The organism is Pseudomonas sp. CMR5c (genome assembly GCF_003850545.1).
GTDB lineage: Bacteria > Pseudomonadota > Gammaproteobacteria > Pseudomonadales > Pseudomonadaceae > Aquipseudomonas > Aquipseudomonas piscis.
Genome location: NZ_CP027705.1, coordinates 5,992,042 through 6,009,140 on the forward strand (window position 1 = coordinate 5,992,042; position 17,099 = coordinate 6,009,140).

The window sequence follows — 17,099 nt, forward strand, 5'->3', positions numbered from 1 at the left end:
GCGATGGACGTGCCTGGGCTCAGCGCGAAATGCCGTGCTTGCGCAGCTTGCGATACAAGGTGTTGCGACTGACCCCCAGTTGCTCGGCGGTATGGGTCATGTGCCAGCGCTGCTGCTCCAGTGCCGCCAGCAGCGCCTGGCGCTCGGCGTCGTCCAGGGGGCGCTCCGGCTGCGCCTCGAGCGCTTCGCTCGCCGGGGCCAGGCGGCTGCCCTGGCGAATCATCGCCGGCAAGTCGTCGACACCGATCCGACCGTCTTCGCACAAGGCCGCCAGGGTCCGCAGCACATTGCGCAGCTGTCGTACGTTGCCCGGCCAGGAATAGCCCAACAGCGCCTGGCGTGCAGGCTCGTCCAGGCCCACCGGCTGCGTGCCCGCCTCTTCGGCCAGGAGGAAGTCCAGCAACTGGGATTTGTCACTGCGTTCACGCAAAGCCGGCAGGGCGATCTCCAGGCCATTGAGCCGGTAGTACAAGTCTTCACGGAAGCTGCCATCGCGCACCCGCTCCTGCAGGTCGCGGTGAGTGGCACTGATGATGCGCACATTGACCGGTTGCGGCTCGCCGCCGATGGGCACCACCAGCCGATCCTCCAGGACCCGCAGCAAGCGGGTCTGCAAGGCCAGCGGCATGTCGCCGATCTCATCCAGGAACAAGGTGCCGCCGTCGGCCTGCTGCAGCTTGCCGCGCATGCCTTCCTTGCGCGCCCCGGTGAAGCTGCCGCCGCGGTAGCCGAACAGTTCGCTCTCGATCAGGCTTTCCGGAATCGCCGCGCAGTTGAGGGCGACAAAGGCCTTGTCCGCCCGGACGCTGCCCTGGTGCACGGCCTTGGCGAACGCCTCCTTGCCGGAGCCGGTCTCGCCATTGATCAGCAGCGGCACATCACGCTCGAACACCCGCGAAGCCCGGCGAAAATCGTTCTGCAGGCCAGCGTCCCCCAGGCAGATCCCCGGGGCGCGGGGCTGGAGCACTTCCAGCGGCGCGCGCAACAAGGGTGGCGTGACGGGCTGCGGGGCACCGCGCAACAAGGCGAACAAACGCCGTCCGTCCCGGGTTCGCAATGGCCAGCTGGCGCTGGCATTGAGGCTGGCGCGAGCGAACAGCTCATCCAGGGAACAATCGAAAAAACTCTCCACGGGCTTGCCCAGCAGGCCACCGCGAATATGCCCCAGCAGGTTCAGGGCACTCTGGTTCACCGCGCAGATCCGCCCTTCGCCGTCGAACGCCAGCAGCCCCTCGCTGAACAGCCCCACCGACTCGGCCTGCAAGTGAAAGCGCAGCAACCACTGGTTTTCGAAGTAACGCAGGAAGTAACAGCTCTCGATCATCTTCGCCGAGAGATTGACCATGGCCATGGTGTGGAACTGGCTCTGGCGGGAAACATCCTGGCGGGCCGAAGACACGTCCAGTACCGCCAGCAACTCGCCATGGGGATCGAACACCGGGCTGGCGGAGCAGGTCAGGCCGGTGTGCCGGCCACGGAAATGCTCGTCCTGATGGATGGTCAGCGACTGGCGTTCCACCAGGCAGGTACCGATGCCGTTGGTGCCCTCGCGGGCCTCGCTCCAGTCGGCGCCGAGCCACAGGCCGGCATGCTCGAAGATCTTGCGCTCGCTGGGAGCGGTGATGCAGTTGAGGATGACCCCGCGGGCATCGGTCAGCAGCACCGCGTGACCGGCACCGGACAACTGCTGGTGCAGGTTGGCCATTTCCGTGCCGGCGATCTGCAGCACATCGCGCAGGCGTTCGCGGCTCTCCAGCAAGCGACCGTGCTCGAGCACCGTCGGCGCCATGGCCAGTGCCGGGTCGAGGTGATAGTCCTCCAGGCAGCGCAGCCAGGAACGGGCGATGGATGGATCGCTGCCAGGTCCCTGCAGATGGGCCTTGCCCCGGGCGACCGTCAGCACTTGCTGGGCATGGCGGGTCAGATGATTGCTGCTGTGCATTTCTTATTGTTCTCCTGCTGTGCTGTCACGCGCGGGCGCCATCCTGTAGCCGCCGAAAGTTCGGGAATCGCTGCCAGCCGACAAAAACTCCGAGGATTCAGCGGATTTGTCCGACAGGATTCGACACGCGAATCAGCATCCTCCAGCCGTGACCGCATTGCAACGTCGGCTTGACCCACAAGTCACAGGTTGTGCCATCAAGGTTACAAACTGTCACTCGATACTGCGCCAGATTTGCCACAGCCCAGGTCGAGGGACTGCGACCTGTTGTCGCAAGACCTTGATTCACCTGGCATGGAGCACACTGGCCCGGGCTTTGCTCTACGCTTGCCATGCGCTAAAGCGCGTCCTCCCCCATAAGCATAAAAGCCAGGAGATACCCCATGCGTTACGCACACCCCGGTACTGAAGGCGCTATCGTTTCGTTCAAGAGCAAGTACGGCAACTACATCAACGGCGAATTCGTCGCGCCCATCAAAGGCCAGTACTTCACCAACACCTCGCCGGTGAACGGCAAGCCGATCGCCGAATTCCCGCGCTCCACTGCCGAAGACATCGATAAAGCCCTGGACGCCGCCCATGCCGCCGCCGATGCCTGGGGCGCGACCTCGGTCCAGGCCCGCTCGCTGATCCTGCTGAAGATCGCCGACCGTATCGAGCAGAACCTCGAACTGCTGGCCATCACCGAAACCTGGGACAACGGCAAGGCCGTACGCGAGACCCTGAACGCCGACATCCCCCTGGCCGCCGACCATTTCCGCTACTTCGCTGGCTGCCTGCGGGCCCAGGAAGGCAGCGCCGCCGAGATCGACGGCAACACCGTGGCCTACCACATCCATGAGCCACTGGGCGTGGTCGGCCAGATCATCCCGTGGAACTTCCCAATCCTGATGGCCGCCTGGAAGCTGGCCCCGGCCCTGGCCGCCGGCAACTGCGTGGTGCTCAAGCCTGCCGAGCAGACCCCGCTGGGCATCACCGTGCTCATGGAAGTGATCGGCGACCTGCTGCCAAAAGGCGTGCTCAACGTGGTGCAAGGTTTCGGCCGCGAAGCCGGCGAGGCCCTGGCCACCAGCAAGCGCATCGCCAAGATCGCCTTCACCGGCTCGACCCCGGTGGGCTCGCACATCATGAAATGCGCCGCCGAGAACATCATCCCGTCCACCGTGGAACTGGGCGGCAAGTCGCCGAACATCTTCTTCGAAGACATCATGCAGGCCGAGCCGAAGTTCATCGAGAAGGCCGCCGAAGGCCTGGTGCTGGCGTTCTTCAACCAGGGTGAAGTCTGCACCTGCCCATCCCGCGCCCTGGTGCAGGAGTCGATCTACGACGAATTCATGCAAGCGGTGATGAAGAAGATCGAGCAGATCAAGCGTGGCGACCCGCTGGACACCGACACCATGGTCGGCGCCCAGGCATCCGAACAGCAGTTCGACAAGATCCTGTCCTACCTCGACATTGCCAAGAACGAAGGTGCGCAACTGCTCACCGGCGGCAAGGTGGAGAAACTCGAAGGCGACCTGGCAACCGGCTACTACATCCAGCCGACCCTGCTCAAGGGCACCAACAAGATGCGCGTGTTCCAGGAAGAAATCTTCGGGCCAGTGGTGAGCATCACCACCTTCAAGGACGAAGCCGAGGCCCTGGCGATCGCCAACGACACCGAGTTCGGCCTGGGGGCCGGGGTCTGGACCCGCGACATCAACCGCGCCTACCGCATGGGCCGTGGGATCAAGGCCGGTCGCGTGTGGACCAACTGCTACCACCTGTACCCGGCGCACGCCGCGTTCGGTGGCTACAAGAAATCCGGCGTGGGCCGCGAGACCCACAAGATGATGCTCGACCACTACCAGCAGACCAAGAACCTGCTGGTGAGCTACGACATCAATCCGCTGGGCTTCTTCTGATCGACCCTCCCGGCGACCCCAAGGTCGCCGGGAGGTTTTTTTCGCGGCCCTGCCGCACATCTACACCTTCGTGGTCCGGTGCCACTGGCTTGCCGGACGGGACGCTGCTGTCGGAAGTTCTGAGTCAACGACCTCGCGCGCACAGCCCCGGGCTTGAACAAGAGCCTTGAAAAACAATAAGACAAGGGAGCAAAGCAATGGACCAGATCGGCAACTACGTGCTCTACCTCATCATGCTCTGTGCCGTGCTCGGCGCCCTCGCTGCCATCTATGACAGCGATCGCGGGCTGGGCAAGGAGTTCATGGAAGGCATCCACGCCACGGGCTACATCTTCGTGCCGGCGGCGGGGATCATGGCTTCCATCCCCTATCTCACCGTATTGATCGAATCGGTCTTCGGACCCTTCTTCGAATCCCTGGGCGCCGACCCGGCCCTGGCGGCGACCATGATCATCGCCTCGGACATGGGCGGCTACCACCTGGCCTCGGCCCTGGCGGCCAGCAAGGAAGCGCTGGTGATGGCGTTGATCACCGGCTTCATGGGTGGCGCCACCATCGTCTTCTCGATCCCCATGGGCCTGGCGATGCTCGACAAGCGCGACCACAAGTACATGGCCCTGGGGATCATGTCCGGCATCCTGACCATCCCGGTCGGGGTGATGGTGGCCAGCCTGATCCTGGCCTTCAGCAACCCGATGGTCCGCGAGCTGGTCAGCACCAACTCCGAGGCCAGCTACCAGCTGGCCCTGGCCGTGGGCGGCCTGTTCGCCAACCTGCTGCCGATCCTGATCTTCGTCGTGGCCCTGGCCCTGGGCCTGCGCTTCCTGCCGGACCTGATGATCAAGGGTTTCATCATCTTCGGCCGGACCCTGGACGCAGTGATCAAGCTGGTGCTGGTGGCGTCGATCGTCCAGCACTTCACCGGCGTGTTCACCACGGTTTTCGGCAGCTGGGGCTTCCACCCGATCATCGCCGACGCCGAGGACCAGACCCGCGCGCTGGAAACCGCCGGCTACATCGGCATCATGCTGGCCGGGGCCTTCCCCATGGTCTACCTGCTGCGCAAGTACCTGGGCAAGCCCCTGGAGAGCCTGGGCGGCAAGGTCGGCCTGAGCGCCGTGGGCAGCGCCGGCATGCTGGCCACCATCGCCAACATCCTGGCGATGTTCCGCCTGGTGCGCTACATGCCGCCAAAGGACAAGGTGGTCAACATCGCCTTCGGTGTCTGCGCGGCCTTCCTGCTGGGCGACCACCTGTCCTTCACCGCCAACTTCCAGCCGACCATCATCCTGCCGGTGCTGATCGGCAAGCTCAGCGCCGGTTTCGTCGCGGTGGGCCTGGCCTACTGGCTGTCGGTGCCCAAGGCCCTGCAACTGGAAGCCCAGGACCGCGCGGCCGGGATCATCGCCGAGGGCGAATACCTGGGCGATAGCGTGCAGCAAGCACCAGCAGCGCCTGGGCAAAAGGCCACAGCCTGAGCCCGGCACGGCGAGGAACGCCTGCATGCAAGCCATCACGGGCGGCGCACCGGTATTGCTGCTGGGACTGGACTTCGGCTCCACCACCAGCAGCGCGCTGATCGCCCAGGCCAGCCTCAGCAGCCATTGCGTCACCGGACGCATGGCCCTCAATGAACCCCGGGTGCTGTTTCGCGGCGACCCGGTGTTCACGCCGTTCAAGGACGACATCATCGACACCGGGGCCATCGGCGGCTTGATCGAAGGCTGGCTGGAACAGGCCGGAGTCCGTCCGCAGCAGCTGTTTTCCGGCGGGGTGATCATCACCGGCCTGGCCGCCCGGCGGCACAATGCCCAGGCCCTGGCGCACCAGGCAGGACAACTGCTCGGCAACGCCCTGGTGACCCGGGCCGACGACGGCGGCCTGGAATCCTGGCTGGCCTTCATGGGCAGCTGTTCAGCCCTGAGCCGTTTCCATCGCCAACAGCCACTGCTCAACCTGGATATCGGCGGCGGTACCACCAATGCCGCCTGGGGCCTGGATGGCAATGTCCTGGCCACTGGCTGCCACTTCATCGGCGCCCGGCACTTGCAATTCCACCCCGGTAGCTATCGGCTCAGGGAGCTCTCGGCGTTCGGCCGGGCCCTGCTCCAGCACCTGGGCATCGCCAGGGAATCCGGCCAGGAGCTCATGCCCCTGGAGCGAGACGCCGTGCTCGCCTGGTACGTCGCGGCGCTGCTGGCCATCGCCGAAGGCGACCGGGCATTCTTCGCAGGACCGCTGGGCCGGCTGGTCGAGCAATTGCCGCTGCTCTTGCCCCAAGGCCAGGCAAGCGCCGCGCTGACCTTTTCCGGCGGCGTCGGCGAGTTGCTCTATCGCCACCTGCAAGGCGAAACGCTGCCCGGCACCACCTTCTATGGCGATTTGGGCATCGACCTGGCCCTGGCCATCGCTCGCCAGCCCCGACTGGTGGGAGACGCCACCCGACTGCTGCCGGAAAACCGCGGGCGAGCCACGGTCTATGGCCTGACCCTGCACAACACCGAGATTTCCGGCAGCACCCTGTTCTTGCCACGACCACAGGTGCTGCCACTCAAGGACCTGCCCATCGTCGCGCGCCTGCCCATCGATGCCAGCGAGCGCCAACTGGGCGACGCCCTGGGCCTGGCCCTGGGCAGCCGCGACGGCGCCTGCCTGCAATTGCTCGATGACGGCCAGGCTCCCCGGCTGGAGCAGGTCCGCCAGCTGGGCACGCGCCTGGCCCAAGCCCTGCAAACCGCGGCCCCGGAGCCGCAGTGGCCACTGGTGCTGCTGCTGGAAAGCAACATCGGCAAGGTCCTGGGCAACTACGCCACGGACTGGGGGCGCAGTGCCTGCAACCTGATCGTCATCGACGAGGTACGCGAGCGCTCGGCGCACTTCATCAACCTGGGAAAACCCCATCAGCACATCGTGCCCGTCGCCTTCTACGGCGTGCACTGAGGCGATGCGAACCAAGGAGAGTCCTGCCATGCCACTCACCGAACTCCAGCACATCCGCCTGCCCGAGATACCCGCCGAGCGCAGCTACGGCACCCGGGTCCTGGATCGCGAGATCCACTTCGCCAACCTCAAGGCGGTGCTCGGCGCCGCCGACATCAGCAAGGCCGGGGACCGCGTGGCCGGCCTCGCGGCGGCCGACGAAATCACTCGCGAAGCGGCCCGCAAGGTGCTCTCGGAGCTGACCCTGGGCCACTACTTCGAGCACCCTCTCACCGATCGACATGGCCGTATCGACAGCGTGATGCAGGTCAACTACGACATCGACCACCAGGTGTTCGCCGAGATATCCGGGCTGACCCTGGGCGCCCTCAAGGATCGCTTGCTGCGCAGCCACGGCACGCAGATCCGCCGCATCGGCACGGGCCTGACCGGGGTGATGGTCGCCGCCCTGGCCAAGCTTCTGGACGTGCACGAGCTGATCCTGCTGTCCAAGAAGCTCAAGAGCGGTGCAGCCGCCAAGGCCCGGACCCTGGTGGGCCTGCCTGGCACCCTGTCGTCGCGCTTGCAGCCCAACCACCCCACCGACAACCTCAGCGGCATCACCCTGCTGGTGTACACCGGGCTGAGCATGGGCTCGGGCGACGCGCTGATTGGCCTCAACCCGGCCATCGACACCGTGGACAACATCAGCGCCACCCTGCGCCACCTGGACAAATTGCGCCGGGAAACCGGAGCGCCGACGCAGATCTGCGTGCTGTCGCACATCAAGACCCAACTGGCCTGCCTGGACCAGGGCGCGCCGGTGGAAATCATGTTCCAGAGCCTGGCGGGCACCGAGCGCACCCTGACCGACGAGTTCGACGTCACCGTGCAACTGCTCGACCAGGCCTGGCAGGCCATGGCCGAGCGGGGCCCACTAAGGGACGTGGCGGAAAACTTCATGTACTTCGAGACCGGCCAGGGCAGCGAGCTGACCTACGGCAAGCACGAAGGCATCGACATGACCACCTGCGAGGCGCTGTGCTACGGCCTGGCCCGGCGCTACCGCCCGTACATGGTCAACAACGTCACCGGTTTCATCGGCCCGGAAACCCACCTCGACAACTTCGAGATGACCTACGCCTGTCTGCAGGACCAGTTCATGGGCAAGCTGCTGGGCCTGCCCATGGGCATGGCGCCCTGCTACACCTTGCACTCCCAGGTGACCCTGGAAGGCCAGCAGATGGCCACCGAGCTGCTGACTGCGGCCGGCGCCAACTTCTTCATGGACGTGTACCTGAGCACCGACCGCATGCTGGCCTACTTCGACACCAGCGCCCACGACAACCAGACCCTGCGCGAAGTCCACGACCTGGCGCCGGCTCCGGAGTACCTGCGCTGGGCCCTGGGCAAGGGGATCTTCCAGGAAGATGCCCATGGCAACGTCGAGCGCGGGCCGAACTGGGGCAACCCGCGGATCTTCTGCGAGTCGGACATCGACTTCCAGCGCCTGCTGGAATCCACCCCGGCCACCTACGGTTTCGACAATGCCGGGCCGCGCCCGGCCAACAACGTCTCGCGCATCGTGCGGGCCAACCTGGCGGTGGCCCGGGAGGCGATCTACGTCGACCTGCGTCCGGCCGAGTTCGGCGAAATTCCCCTGCGCGAGCTGCGCACCGCCGCCCCGGACAAGCTGGCCCACCTGCAAGACCCGGAACTGGGCGCGCGCCTGACCGAAGAGGTACTGCGCCAGCTACAACCGGAATACAACGACGTGCAGATCGTGATTTCCGATGGTCTCAGCGCCGAGGCCATCCACCACAACATTCCCGAACTATTGCCCGTGCTGATGGACGGTCTGCGCAGCCGCGAACTGCGCGTTGGCCAGCCGATTCTCGCGCCCTATGGCCGGGTCAAGCTGGCGGAATCGGTGGGCGAGGCGCTGCAACCGCAGCTGATCATCGTCTTGATCGGCGAACGTCCCGGCGGCGATGCCCTGGCCTCGCGCAGCATGTCCGCCTACCTGGGCTATCGCCTGCCGGACGACCAGGCCCGGCGCGCGGCGGCGCAGTTCAGCGGCAACCCGCAGATCGGCTACGAATACACCGTGATCTCGAACATCTACAGCGGCGGCCTGCCGCCGCTGGAAGGCGGCAGCCTGGTGGCGGAGAAGGCCTTCGCCATCCTGCAGCACCGGGCTGCCGGCAACCGTCTGGAAAACCTGCTGAAGAAGGTGGCATCCTGATGATCCGCCAGCATTCGGCAACGCCCCTACATCGTTGAAACGGAGACTGAGATGGCCCAATTTTCCCACAGCGTAGGTTCTCAGACCTATCGCTTCGACAGCCTCAAGGAAGTCATGGCCAAGGCCAGCCCCGCGCGTTCCGGGGATTTCCTGGCCGGGGTCGCCGCCCTCAACGACGGCGAGCGAGTGGCCGCCCAGATGACCCTGGCGGACATCCCCCTCAAGCACTTCCTCGAGGAAGTGCTGATCCCCTACGAGTCCGACGAAGTCACCCGGCTGATCATCGACAGCCACGACAAGGCGGCCTTCGCCCCGGTCAGCCACCTGACCGTCGGTGGTTTTCGCGACTGGCTGCTCAGTGACGCTGCCGACGAGCAGAGCCTGCGCGACCTGGCCCCGGGCCTGACCCCGGAAATGGCCGCGGCGGTATCGAAGATCATGCGCCTGCAAGACCTGGTGCTGGTGGCGCAGAAAATCCGCGTAGTGACCAAGTTCCGCGGCACCCTGGGCCTGCGCGGGCGCCTGTCCACCCGCCTGCAGCCCAACCACCCCACCGACGAACCGGCCGGCATCGCCGCGAGCATTCTCGACGGCCTGCTGTACGGCAACGGCGACGCCATGATCGGCATCAACCCGGCCACCGACAGCATCGCCTCGATCTGCGCCATGCTGGAGATGCTCGACGCCATCATCCAGCGCTACGAGATTCCCACCCAGGCCTGCGTGCTGACCCACGTCACCACCTCCATCGAGGCGATCAACCGTGGCGTCCCCCTGGACCTGGTATTCCAGTCGATCGCCGGCACCGAAGCGGCCAACGCCAGCTTCGGCATCAACCTCAACATCCTCAAGGAAGGCTACGAAGCGGGGCTGAGCCTGAATCGCGGCACCCTGGGGCAGAACCTGATGTACTTCGAGACCGGCCAGGGCAGCGCGCTGTCGGCCAACGCCCACTTCGGCGTCGACCAGCAGACCTGCGAAACCCGCGCCTACGCCGTGGCGCGGCACTTCAAGCCGTTCCTGGTGAACACCGTGGTCGGTTTCATCGGGCCGGAGTACCTGTACAACGGCAAGCAGATCATCCGCGCCGGCCTGGAGGATCACTTCTGCGGCAAGTTGCTGGGCGTGCCCATGGGTTGCGACATCTGCTACACCAACCACGCCGAGGCCGACCAGGACGACATGGACAACCTGCTGACCCTGCTGGGGGTGGCCGGGATCAACTTCATCATGGGCATCCCGGGCTCCGACGACATCATGCTCAACTACCAGACCACATCCTTCCACGACGCCCTCTACGCCCGCCAGACCCTGGGCCTGAAGCCCGCGCCCGAATTCGAGCAGTGGCTGGCGCGGACCGGGATCTTCACCCAGGCCGACGGCAAGGTGCATTTCGGCAACAACCTGCCTCCGGCCTTCCGCCAGGCACTGGCCCAGCTGGGATAAGGAACAGGCTCATGCAAAAACACCCGAGCGACTCGCAAAACCCCTGGCTGGAACTGCGCCGCCTGACTCCGGCGCGCATCGCCCTGGGCCGCACCGGCACCAGCCTGCCCACTGGCGCCCAGCTGGATTTCCAGTTCGCCCATGCCCAGGCCCGGGATGCCGTGCACCTGCCGTTCGACCATGCCGGACTCAGCGCCCAGCTGGCCGAGCGGGGCCGCGACAGCCTGCTGCTGCACAGCGCCGCCACCGATCGCCACAGCTACCTGCAACGCCCTGACCTGGGGCGCCGGCTCAGCGACGAGTCGGCCCAGGCCCTGCGCGAATATGCCCAGGCCCACCCCGGCGGGGTCGACCTGGCGGTCGTGGTGGCCGATGGCTTGTCGGCGCTGGCAGTGCATCGCCATACCCTGCCGTTCCTGGCGCGCATGGAAGAACAGACCGCCGCCGAAGGCTGGTCGCTGTCGCCGGTGATCCTGGTGGAACAGGGCCGGGTGGCGGTGGCCGATGAAATCGGCCAGCTGCTGGGCGCCAAGATGACGGTCATCCTGATCGGCGAACGCCCGGGGCTCAGTTCTCCCGACAGTCTGGGGCTATATTTCACCTACCAGCCGAAGGTCGGGCTCACCGATGCCTACCGCAACTGCATCTCCAACGTACGCCTGGAGGGCCTGAGCTACGGCATGGCCGCCCATCGGCTGCTGTACCTGATGCGCGAAGCCTGCCGCCGGCAATTGTCGGGGGTGAACCTCAAGGACGAGGCGCAGGTCCAGACCCTGGACAGCGACTCGCCCGCGGACATGAAGGGCAACTTCCTCCTGGGCCCGCCCCAAGTGTGATTTTGCAAGACGATTGCGCTTTTTAACCGCTTTGGGCAGCATCGCAACGCGGCTGCCCGAGTTCTCCAACCTGTGCCGTCACATCCACTTGAAGTTGAGAGCCATCATGCGGATTACTCAAGCAACCCTCGAGCACCTGGATCTGTTGACCCCGCTATTCGTCAAGTACCGCGAGTTCTATGGCGCCCTGCCTTACCCGGACTCTTCCCGGGCGTTCCTGGAAAAGCGCCTGCGGCGCAAGGAGTCGGTGATCTACCTGGCCCTGGCCGATGACGACAGCAGCAGGTTGCTGGGCTTCTGCCAGCTCTATCCGAGCTTCTCGTCCCTGTCCCTCAAGCGTGTGTGGATCCTCAACGACATCTACGTTGCCGAGGATGCTCGCCGCCAACTGGTGGCCGACAACCTGATGCGCACCGCCAAGAAGATGGCCAAGGAAACCAATGCCGTGCGCATGCGGGTCTCCACCAGCAGCGACAACGAAGTGGCGCGCAAGACCTATGAATCCATGGGATTTCGCGAGGACACGGAGTTCAAGAACTACATCCTGCCCATAAGCGAAGACTGAGAACGGGCCCCGGCCTGATGCCAGTCAATTGAGCAAGGCGATCCTCCGTAGAAGCTGCCGGTCGCCCCTCGATTGCTCGCGATGCGAGCTAACGGTAGTGCGTGTCGACTGGATAAATGCAGCGCCCTGAAGTCCATCGCGGGCAAGCCTCGCTCCTACCCTCTCCTTAACTGATCGGCATTCGCCCCCGGTCCCAGACCGCGGAGCCTGTCAGCGTGCCGACAGGTTGCGGATCGACATGTGCCGCTACAATCTGAACACGCATTTCACCTGCCAGCCTTTATAATGCCGACCTTTCCGCCCCCCCAAGAAAAGTCGCATCCCTTCATAGCCCTTTTCTCATAGCAATCGCACAGGCCTGCCGAGTCAGGCCATCACCACAGGTGCTTCAATGGATTTCAACCCGATCGACCTAATCCTCCATCTCGACGTCTATCTCGACATGCTGGTGACCAACTACGGGCCCTGGATCTACGCCATCCTGTTCCTGGTGATCTTCTGCGAGACCGGCCTGGTGGTGACCCCCTTCCTGCCGGGGGATTCGTTGCTGTTCATCGCCGGCGCGGTGGCTGCCGGTGGCGGCATGGACCCGGTGCTACTGGGCGGGCTGCTGATGCTGGCGGCGATCCTGGGCGACAGCACCAACTATGTGATCGGACGAACGGCTGGAGAACGCTTGTTCAGCAACCCCGACTCGAAGATCTTCCGCCGCGACTACCTGCAGAAAACCCACGATTTCTATGAAAAACACGGTGGCAAGACCGTGACCCTGGCGCGCTTCCTGCCCATCATCCGGACTTTCGCGCCTTTCGTGGCCGGCGTGGCGAGAATGCCCTACCCGCGTTTCTTCGCTTTCAGCGTGGCGGGCACCATCCTCTGGGTCGGTGGCCTGGTGACCCTGGGCTACTTCTTCGGCAACGTGCCGTTCATCAAGAAGAACCTGTCGCTGCTGGTGGTGGCGATCATCCTGCTGTCCCTGGTGCCGATGATCATCGGCGTGCTGCGCAGCCGTTTCGGGCGTGGCGCTGAAAAAGCCGGGAGCCGCTGAGCGGCATGTGGTCCTTGAGTGCCTGGCGCCGTAAACGCCGGCTGGCCAGGCATCCAGTCAGCGACCGGACCTGGCAGCAGGTCCGCCAGCAATTGCCCTTCCTCGACGGCATCAGCGCCGCCGAGGACCAGTGGTTGCGCGAAGCCAGCGTGCTGTTCCTGGACGACAAGCACCTGACAGCCCTGCCAGGGGTCGAGCTGCACCAGGAACAGCGCCTGTTGCTGGCCGCCCAGGCCCAACTGCCGTTGCTGCACCTGGGCGACCTGAACTGGTACCAGGGTTTCCACGAAATCATCCTCTACCCCGACGACTTCAAAAGCCCCCAGCGCCATCGCGATGCTAGTGGCATCGAGCACGAATGGGACGGCGAACACAGCGGCGAAGCCTGGCAACAAGGGCCGGTCATCCTGGCGTGGCCCGGGGTCCTGGCCAGCGGTGGCTGGGAGGCCTACAACCTGGTGATCCATGAGCTGGCCCACAAGCTGGACATGCTCAACGGCGACACCAACGGCCTTCCACCGCTCCACAGGGACATGCGCGTCAGCGACTGGGCCCAGGTCATGCAGACCGCCTACGACGATCTCAATCGCCAGCTGGACGAGGACCCGGATAGCGAGACAGCCATCGATCCCTACGCAGCGGAGAACCCCGCGGAATTCTTCGCGGTGACCAGCGAGTATTTCTTCAGCGCTCCGGATTTGCTGGTAGCGGCCTATCCACAGGTCTATGAACAGCTACGGTTGTTCTACCGGCAAGACCCACTGGCGAGGTTGCAGCAACTTCAGGCCCACGATCCGGTCTATCAAGCGCAGCACTAATGTCTTGCCAGGCAGTTACGTCATTCATCCGAAGGCACTGCGACAGGCCATGCCAGGCTCGCCTGCAAGGCGCCGCGACCAAGGTTCTACGACCCTTGGCACGTGGCATAGATAGCGGAGTGTGTCTATAATCTGCGCCACTTTTTGGTCAATCAACGGGGGCAACGCCCAATGAGCTACAGCAAGATTCCAGCGGGCAAGGACCTGCCGAACGACATCTACGTCGCGATCGAAATCCCGGCCAACCACGCGCCGATCAAATACGAAATCGACAAAGACAGCGACTGCCTGTTCGTTGACCGTTTCATGGCCACCCCGATGTTCTACCCGGCCAACTACGGTTTCATCCCTAACACCCTGGCCGACGACGGCGACCCCCTGGACGTGCTGGTCGTGACTCCCTATCCGGTAGCTCCGGGTTCGGTGATCCGTGCTCGTCCGGTCGGCATCCTGAACATGACCGACGATGGTGGCGGCGACGCCAAGGTGATCGCCGTTCCTCACGACAAACTGTCCCAGCTGTACGTGGACGTGAAGGAATACACCGACCTGCCAGCGCTGCTGCTGGAGCAGATCAAGCACTTCTTCGAGAACTACAAGGATCTGGAGAAAGGCAAGTGGGTGAAGATCGATGGCTGGGGCAACGCTGACGCCGCCCGCGCCGAGATCCAGAAGTCGGTTGCCGCCTACAAGGGCTGAGAAGCAGCTACGAGCTTCGAGCGACACGCTTCAGGAAAAGCCCCGAGTGATCGGGGCTTTTTCATGAGTGACAGAAACCTGGCTGGCAGGCCGCATCCTTTCGTAGCCTGGGTCCCAGGGAAGATATTTTTCTGTTTCAGGCCTCTGGCTCGCGCTTTACGCTGGGAATTCCAGATGAATATGCGTATGCTGCGCCCCACCTTTGCGCATCGGCCCCCATGGCCAGATCGCCCGACGAGGCGGATGACTTTCCCGCCAGTCCCACAGCCAGCCGCAAGAGCTGGGTGTACGTTTTGCAGGCTGGTGCGGCTTACCAAAAATAAGCCAAGCCAGCCCCCGAGAAGCCGGCCACAAGCCGGCTTTTTAATGCCTGTAGCTAAATCTTTAGTGGTTCAAAAGGCCTTTCTGGATCAAAGCCCATGCCTGAATTGGCCTGCAACTAGGCACTCGCCGCCACCTCGCGATATTGGAGTGTTTTTTATCGCCACCAAGCATCTTTATTCGAACGAGTGCGGTCACTCCACTGACCATCTTCGAGGGCAAGCTTTCGGCAGGCATCCTACTGAAAGCCGCATGGTAATCCTGATGAAAGGCGTGAACGAAAACCAAGCCATCGTGATCTAATCTCGATAGGGCTATGTAACCAGCCTGGATGAGCAGATTGCTAGACCGTTAAAACATCCTTGCCATGATGCGTCTATCTCTGGAACACATCTTTTGCAATGATGAGTTTTGCCCCGACTACTCACACTTGCTTTCTGGCGCGAAATCATATGGCCACTATCGTGTCGAGAGTCTTTCAAGGCAACAAAAATGGTGAAATACGGCTGTATCAGGTACTTGCTGCAAGTACCTGACAGAGGCCTTGAGGAGAGATCTCTCCTTGGCTTTGAGCGAACTACATCAAGATGCGGGGACCCCGGTGTACTGGATAATCGGTTCAGACAATTCCCACCGCAAAGCAACAAAGCCTTAAAATGCTCCCCCGATTTTATTATCAGGATGAGTTGGGATATGCTCAGCCGCGCTCCTCATATGGAAACTCAATTCATGACATTGATTTTATGAGAGATTTATATCGGATGTTTTTTAAGGAGACGGGACGATGAACGGAAGCACCAAACTGGCTATTACTGCCGATGACATCCGTTCATCCGAAAGTAATTCGAACCTATCAAGCTCCAGCGCGAGCCTGCATCGGACGGCAACTGACTCGGACTCAGAAGGCGCGTCAAATCAGTCGCGTGGCCGCATACTCATTCCTACTGTTCTTTGCGGCGGCGCCGGCTCCAGATTGTGGCCTGTTTCACGCGAACTGCACCCCAAGCCCTTTATTCGTCTAACAGACGGCCAAAGCCTGTTACAGAAGGCCTTTCTACGCGGAGCCCATCTGCTCGGTGCCGCGGAAGTGCTGACCGTTACCAACCGAGAGTTGTTTTTCAAGACTGACGATGAATATCGCGAGGTTAATGCAGCAGGGCTGGCTACCTCATTCATACTCGAGCCAGTGGGTCGAAACACCGCAGCAGCCATTGCCGCGGCGACATTGCAAGTTGCCGGCACCCATGGCGAAGATGCCATCATGCTGGTATTGGCCGCCGACCACCTGATATCCGATCAGTTCGCTTTTGAAGGAGCCGTCACCACCGCGTGTGCGCTGGCAGAGCAAGGTAAACTGGTAACCTTCGGTATCCAACCCGACTCACCCGAGACCGGTTACGGATATATCGAAGCGTCAGGGCAGAACGTCATTCAATTCGTCGAAAAACCTTCTTTGCAAAAGGCGGAGCAGTACCTGGCAGCAGGGAACTTCTACTGGAACTCAGGAATGTTCTGCTTCACGGCAAAAACGATGCTGCAAGCGATGGAGCAGCACTGCCCCGAAATTCTCAATGCCACTCAAAGTTGCATCACCCAGTCTCAGACCTCCAAGGGCCCTGGGCTTATCCAGGTAAAATTGGACTTGGATAAATTTTCCGCGGTTCCGGAAGACTCTATTGACTATGCGATCATGGAAAAATCCCAGAATGTCGCCGTTGTCCCATGCAACATTGGGTGGAGCGACATCGGATCTTGGACTGCTCTCGGAGACCTGACCCCGTCGGATGCGGAAGGTAACCGAGTAGAGGGCGAGGTTTCGTTGCACCACACCAGAAACTGCACCATTCATAGCAAGGACCGCATGGTTGGAGTCGTCGGTGCGAGCAACCTTGTCATTATTGATACAGCTGATGCTCTTCTGGTTGTTGACAAGTCCTGCACTCAGAATGTGAAACACATTTACTCGGATCTCAAGGCCAGGGGGCATGAAGCGCACAAGCTACACAGGACAGCACACCGCCCCTGGGGAACATATACGGTACTGGAAGAAGGTAAAGGCTTTAAAATCAAGCGAATTGAGGTCAAGCCCGGTTCAAGCTTGAGCCTGCAAATGCACCACCACCGCAGCGAACATTGGGTTGTGGTGAGCGGTCAGGCAAAAGTAGTCAATGGTGAACGAGAAGTTTTGATCAAAACCAATGAGTCAACTTTTATTCCGGCGGGCCACAAGCACAGATTGACCAACCCTGGAACAGAAACTTGTGTGATGATTGAAGTTCAAAGCGGCGAATATCTCGGAGAGGATGACATCGTCCGCTTTGAAGATAATTATGGTCGAGCAAATTAACGAACGTTC

The 17,099-nt window shown here is 62.6% G+C and carries 12 protein-coding genes; 11 read left to right on the forward strand and 1 reads right to left on the reverse strand.

The genetic code is table 11. The annotated features are described in order from the left end of the window. Nucleotides 1-19: 19 nt before the first annotated feature. A complete protein-coding gene (locus tag C4K40_RS27695; protein ID WP_022641221.1) occupies nucleotides 20-1,942 on the reverse strand; it encodes a sigma-54-dependent Fis family transcriptional regulator in 1,923 nt (640 codons plus the stop codon). A 383-nt stretch (nucleotides 1,943-2,325) separates the two neighbouring features. Here C4K40_RS27695 and C4K40_RS27700 point away from each other — a divergent pair, with 383 nt between their 5' ends. The 11 genes from C4K40_RS27700 (at nucleotide 2,326) to C4K40_RS27750 (ending at nucleotide 17,090) form a co-directional block, all read left to right on the forward strand. After that, nucleotides 2,326-3,846: an aldehyde dehydrogenase family protein gene (locus C4K40_RS27700; RefSeq protein ID WP_022641222.1), complete on the forward strand. Its 1,521-nt coding sequence runs from the start codon at nucleotides 2,326-2,328 to the stop codon at nucleotides 3,844-3,846. 197 nt (nucleotides 3,847-4,043) lie between these two features. Beyond that, on the forward strand, nucleotides 4,044-5,324 hold the full coding sequence (gene eutH, locus C4K40_RS27705; RefSeq protein ID WP_022641223.1) for an ethanolamine utilization protein EutH: 1,281 nt from the start codon (nucleotides 4,044-4,046) through the stop codon (nucleotides 5,322-5,324). A 25-nt stretch (nucleotides 5,325-5,349) separates the two neighbouring features. Continuing rightward, a complete protein-coding gene (locus C4K40_RS27710; RefSeq protein ID WP_053134826.1) occupies nucleotides 5,350-6,786 on the forward strand; it encodes an ethanolamine ammonia-lyase reactivating factor EutA in 1,437 nt (478 codons plus the stop codon). Nucleotides 6,787-6,814: 28 nt separating this feature from the next. Further along, nucleotides 6,815-9,010 (forward strand): ethanolamine ammonia-lyase, encoded by a 2,196-nt coding sequence (locus C4K40_RS27715; RefSeq protein ID WP_053134829.1) that lies wholly within the window; start codon nucleotides 6,815-6,817, stop codon nucleotides 9,008-9,010. A gap of 51 nt (nucleotides 9,011-9,061) precedes the next feature. Beyond that, nucleotides 9,062-10,456 carry an ethanolamine ammonia-lyase subunit EutB gene (locus tag C4K40_RS27720; protein ID WP_022641227.1) on the forward strand — a complete coding sequence of 465 codons (1,395 nt, stop codon included), beginning with the start codon at nucleotides 9,062-9,064 and terminating at the stop codon, nucleotides 10,454-10,456. Nucleotides 10,457-10,467: 11 nt separating this feature from the next. Continuing rightward, entirely contained in the window at nucleotides 10,468-11,292 is an 825-nt protein-coding gene (gene eutC / locus C4K40_RS27725; RefSeq protein ID WP_022641228.1) for an ethanolamine ammonia-lyase subunit EutC, read from the forward strand. A 106-nt stretch (nucleotides 11,293-11,398) separates the two neighbouring features. Next, nucleotides 11,399-11,857 carry an N-acetyltransferase gene (locus tag C4K40_RS27730; RefSeq protein ID WP_053134832.1) on the forward strand — a complete coding sequence of 153 codons (459 nt, stop codon included), beginning with the start codon at nucleotides 11,399-11,401 and terminating at the stop codon, nucleotides 11,855-11,857. Between the two features lie 391 nt (nucleotides 11,858-12,248). Further along, nucleotides 12,249-12,905, forward strand: a complete 657-nt coding sequence (locus tag C4K40_RS27735) for a DedA family protein (protein WP_022641230.1) — start codon at nucleotides 12,249-12,251, stop codon at nucleotides 12,903-12,905. 5 nt (nucleotides 12,906-12,910) lie between these two features. Further along, a complete protein-coding gene (locus C4K40_RS27740) occupies nucleotides 12,911-13,723 on the forward strand; it encodes a zinc-dependent peptidase (protein WP_053134834.1) in 813 nt (270 codons plus the stop codon). A 171-nt stretch (nucleotides 13,724-13,894) separates the two neighbouring features. Further along, nucleotides 13,895-14,422 (forward strand): inorganic diphosphatase, encoded by a 528-nt coding sequence (ppa, locus tag C4K40_RS27745; RefSeq protein ID WP_022641232.1) that lies wholly within the window; start codon nucleotides 13,895-13,897, stop codon nucleotides 14,420-14,422. Between the two features lie 1,105 nt (nucleotides 14,423-15,527). Continuing rightward, nucleotides 15,528-17,090 (forward strand): mannose-1-phosphate guanylyltransferase/mannose-6-phosphate isomerase, encoded by a 1,563-nt coding sequence (locus C4K40_RS27750; protein ID WP_083456941.1) that lies wholly within the window; start codon nucleotides 15,528-15,530, stop codon nucleotides 17,088-17,090. Nucleotides 17,091-17,099: the final 9 nt, after the last annotated feature.

Excerpts from the sequence above, each read along its gene's own strand:
- C4K40_RS27700 (WP_022641222.1), top strand. The coding sequence starts at position 2,326 with ATGCGTTACGCACACCCCGGTACTGAAGGCGCTATCGTTTCGTTCAAG.
- C4K40_RS27740 (WP_053134834.1), top strand. The coding sequence starts at position 12,911 with ATGTGGTCCTTGAGTGCCTGGCGCCGTAAACGCCGGCTGGCCAGGCAT.
- C4K40_RS27730 (WP_053134832.1), top strand. The coding sequence starts at position 11,399 with ATGCGGATTACTCAAGCAACCCTCGAGCACCTGGATCTGTTGACCCCG.
- C4K40_RS27710 (WP_053134826.1), top strand. The coding sequence starts at position 5,350 with ATGCAAGCCATCACGGGCGGCGCACCGGTATTGCTGCTGGGACTGGAC.
- eutH (WP_022641223.1), top strand. The coding sequence starts at position 4,044 with ATGGACCAGATCGGCAACTACGTGCTCTACCTCATCATGCTCTGTGCC.
- ppa (WP_022641232.1), top strand. The coding sequence starts at position 13,895 with ATGAGCTACAGCAAGATTCCAGCGGGCAAGGACCTGCCGAACGACATC.
- C4K40_RS27735 (WP_022641230.1), top strand. The coding sequence starts at position 12,249 with ATGGATTTCAACCCGATCGACCTAATCCTCCATCTCGACGTCTATCTC.
- C4K40_RS27695 (WP_022641221.1), bottom strand. The coding sequence starts at position 1,942 with ATGCACAGCAGCAATCATCTGACCCGCCATGCCCAGCAAGTGCTGACG.
- eutC (WP_022641228.1), top strand. The coding sequence starts at position 10,468 with ATGCAAAAACACCCGAGCGACTCGCAAAACCCCTGGCTGGAACTGCGC.
- C4K40_RS27715 (WP_053134829.1), top strand. The coding sequence starts at position 6,815 with ATGCCACTCACCGAACTCCAGCACATCCGCCTGCCCGAGATACCCGCC.
- C4K40_RS27750 (WP_083456941.1), top strand. The coding sequence starts at position 15,528 with ATGAACGGAAGCACCAAACTGGCTATTACTGCCGATGACATCCGTTCA.
- C4K40_RS27720 (WP_022641227.1), top strand. The coding sequence starts at position 9,062 with ATGGCCCAATTTTCCCACAGCGTAGGTTCTCAGACCTATCGCTTCGAC.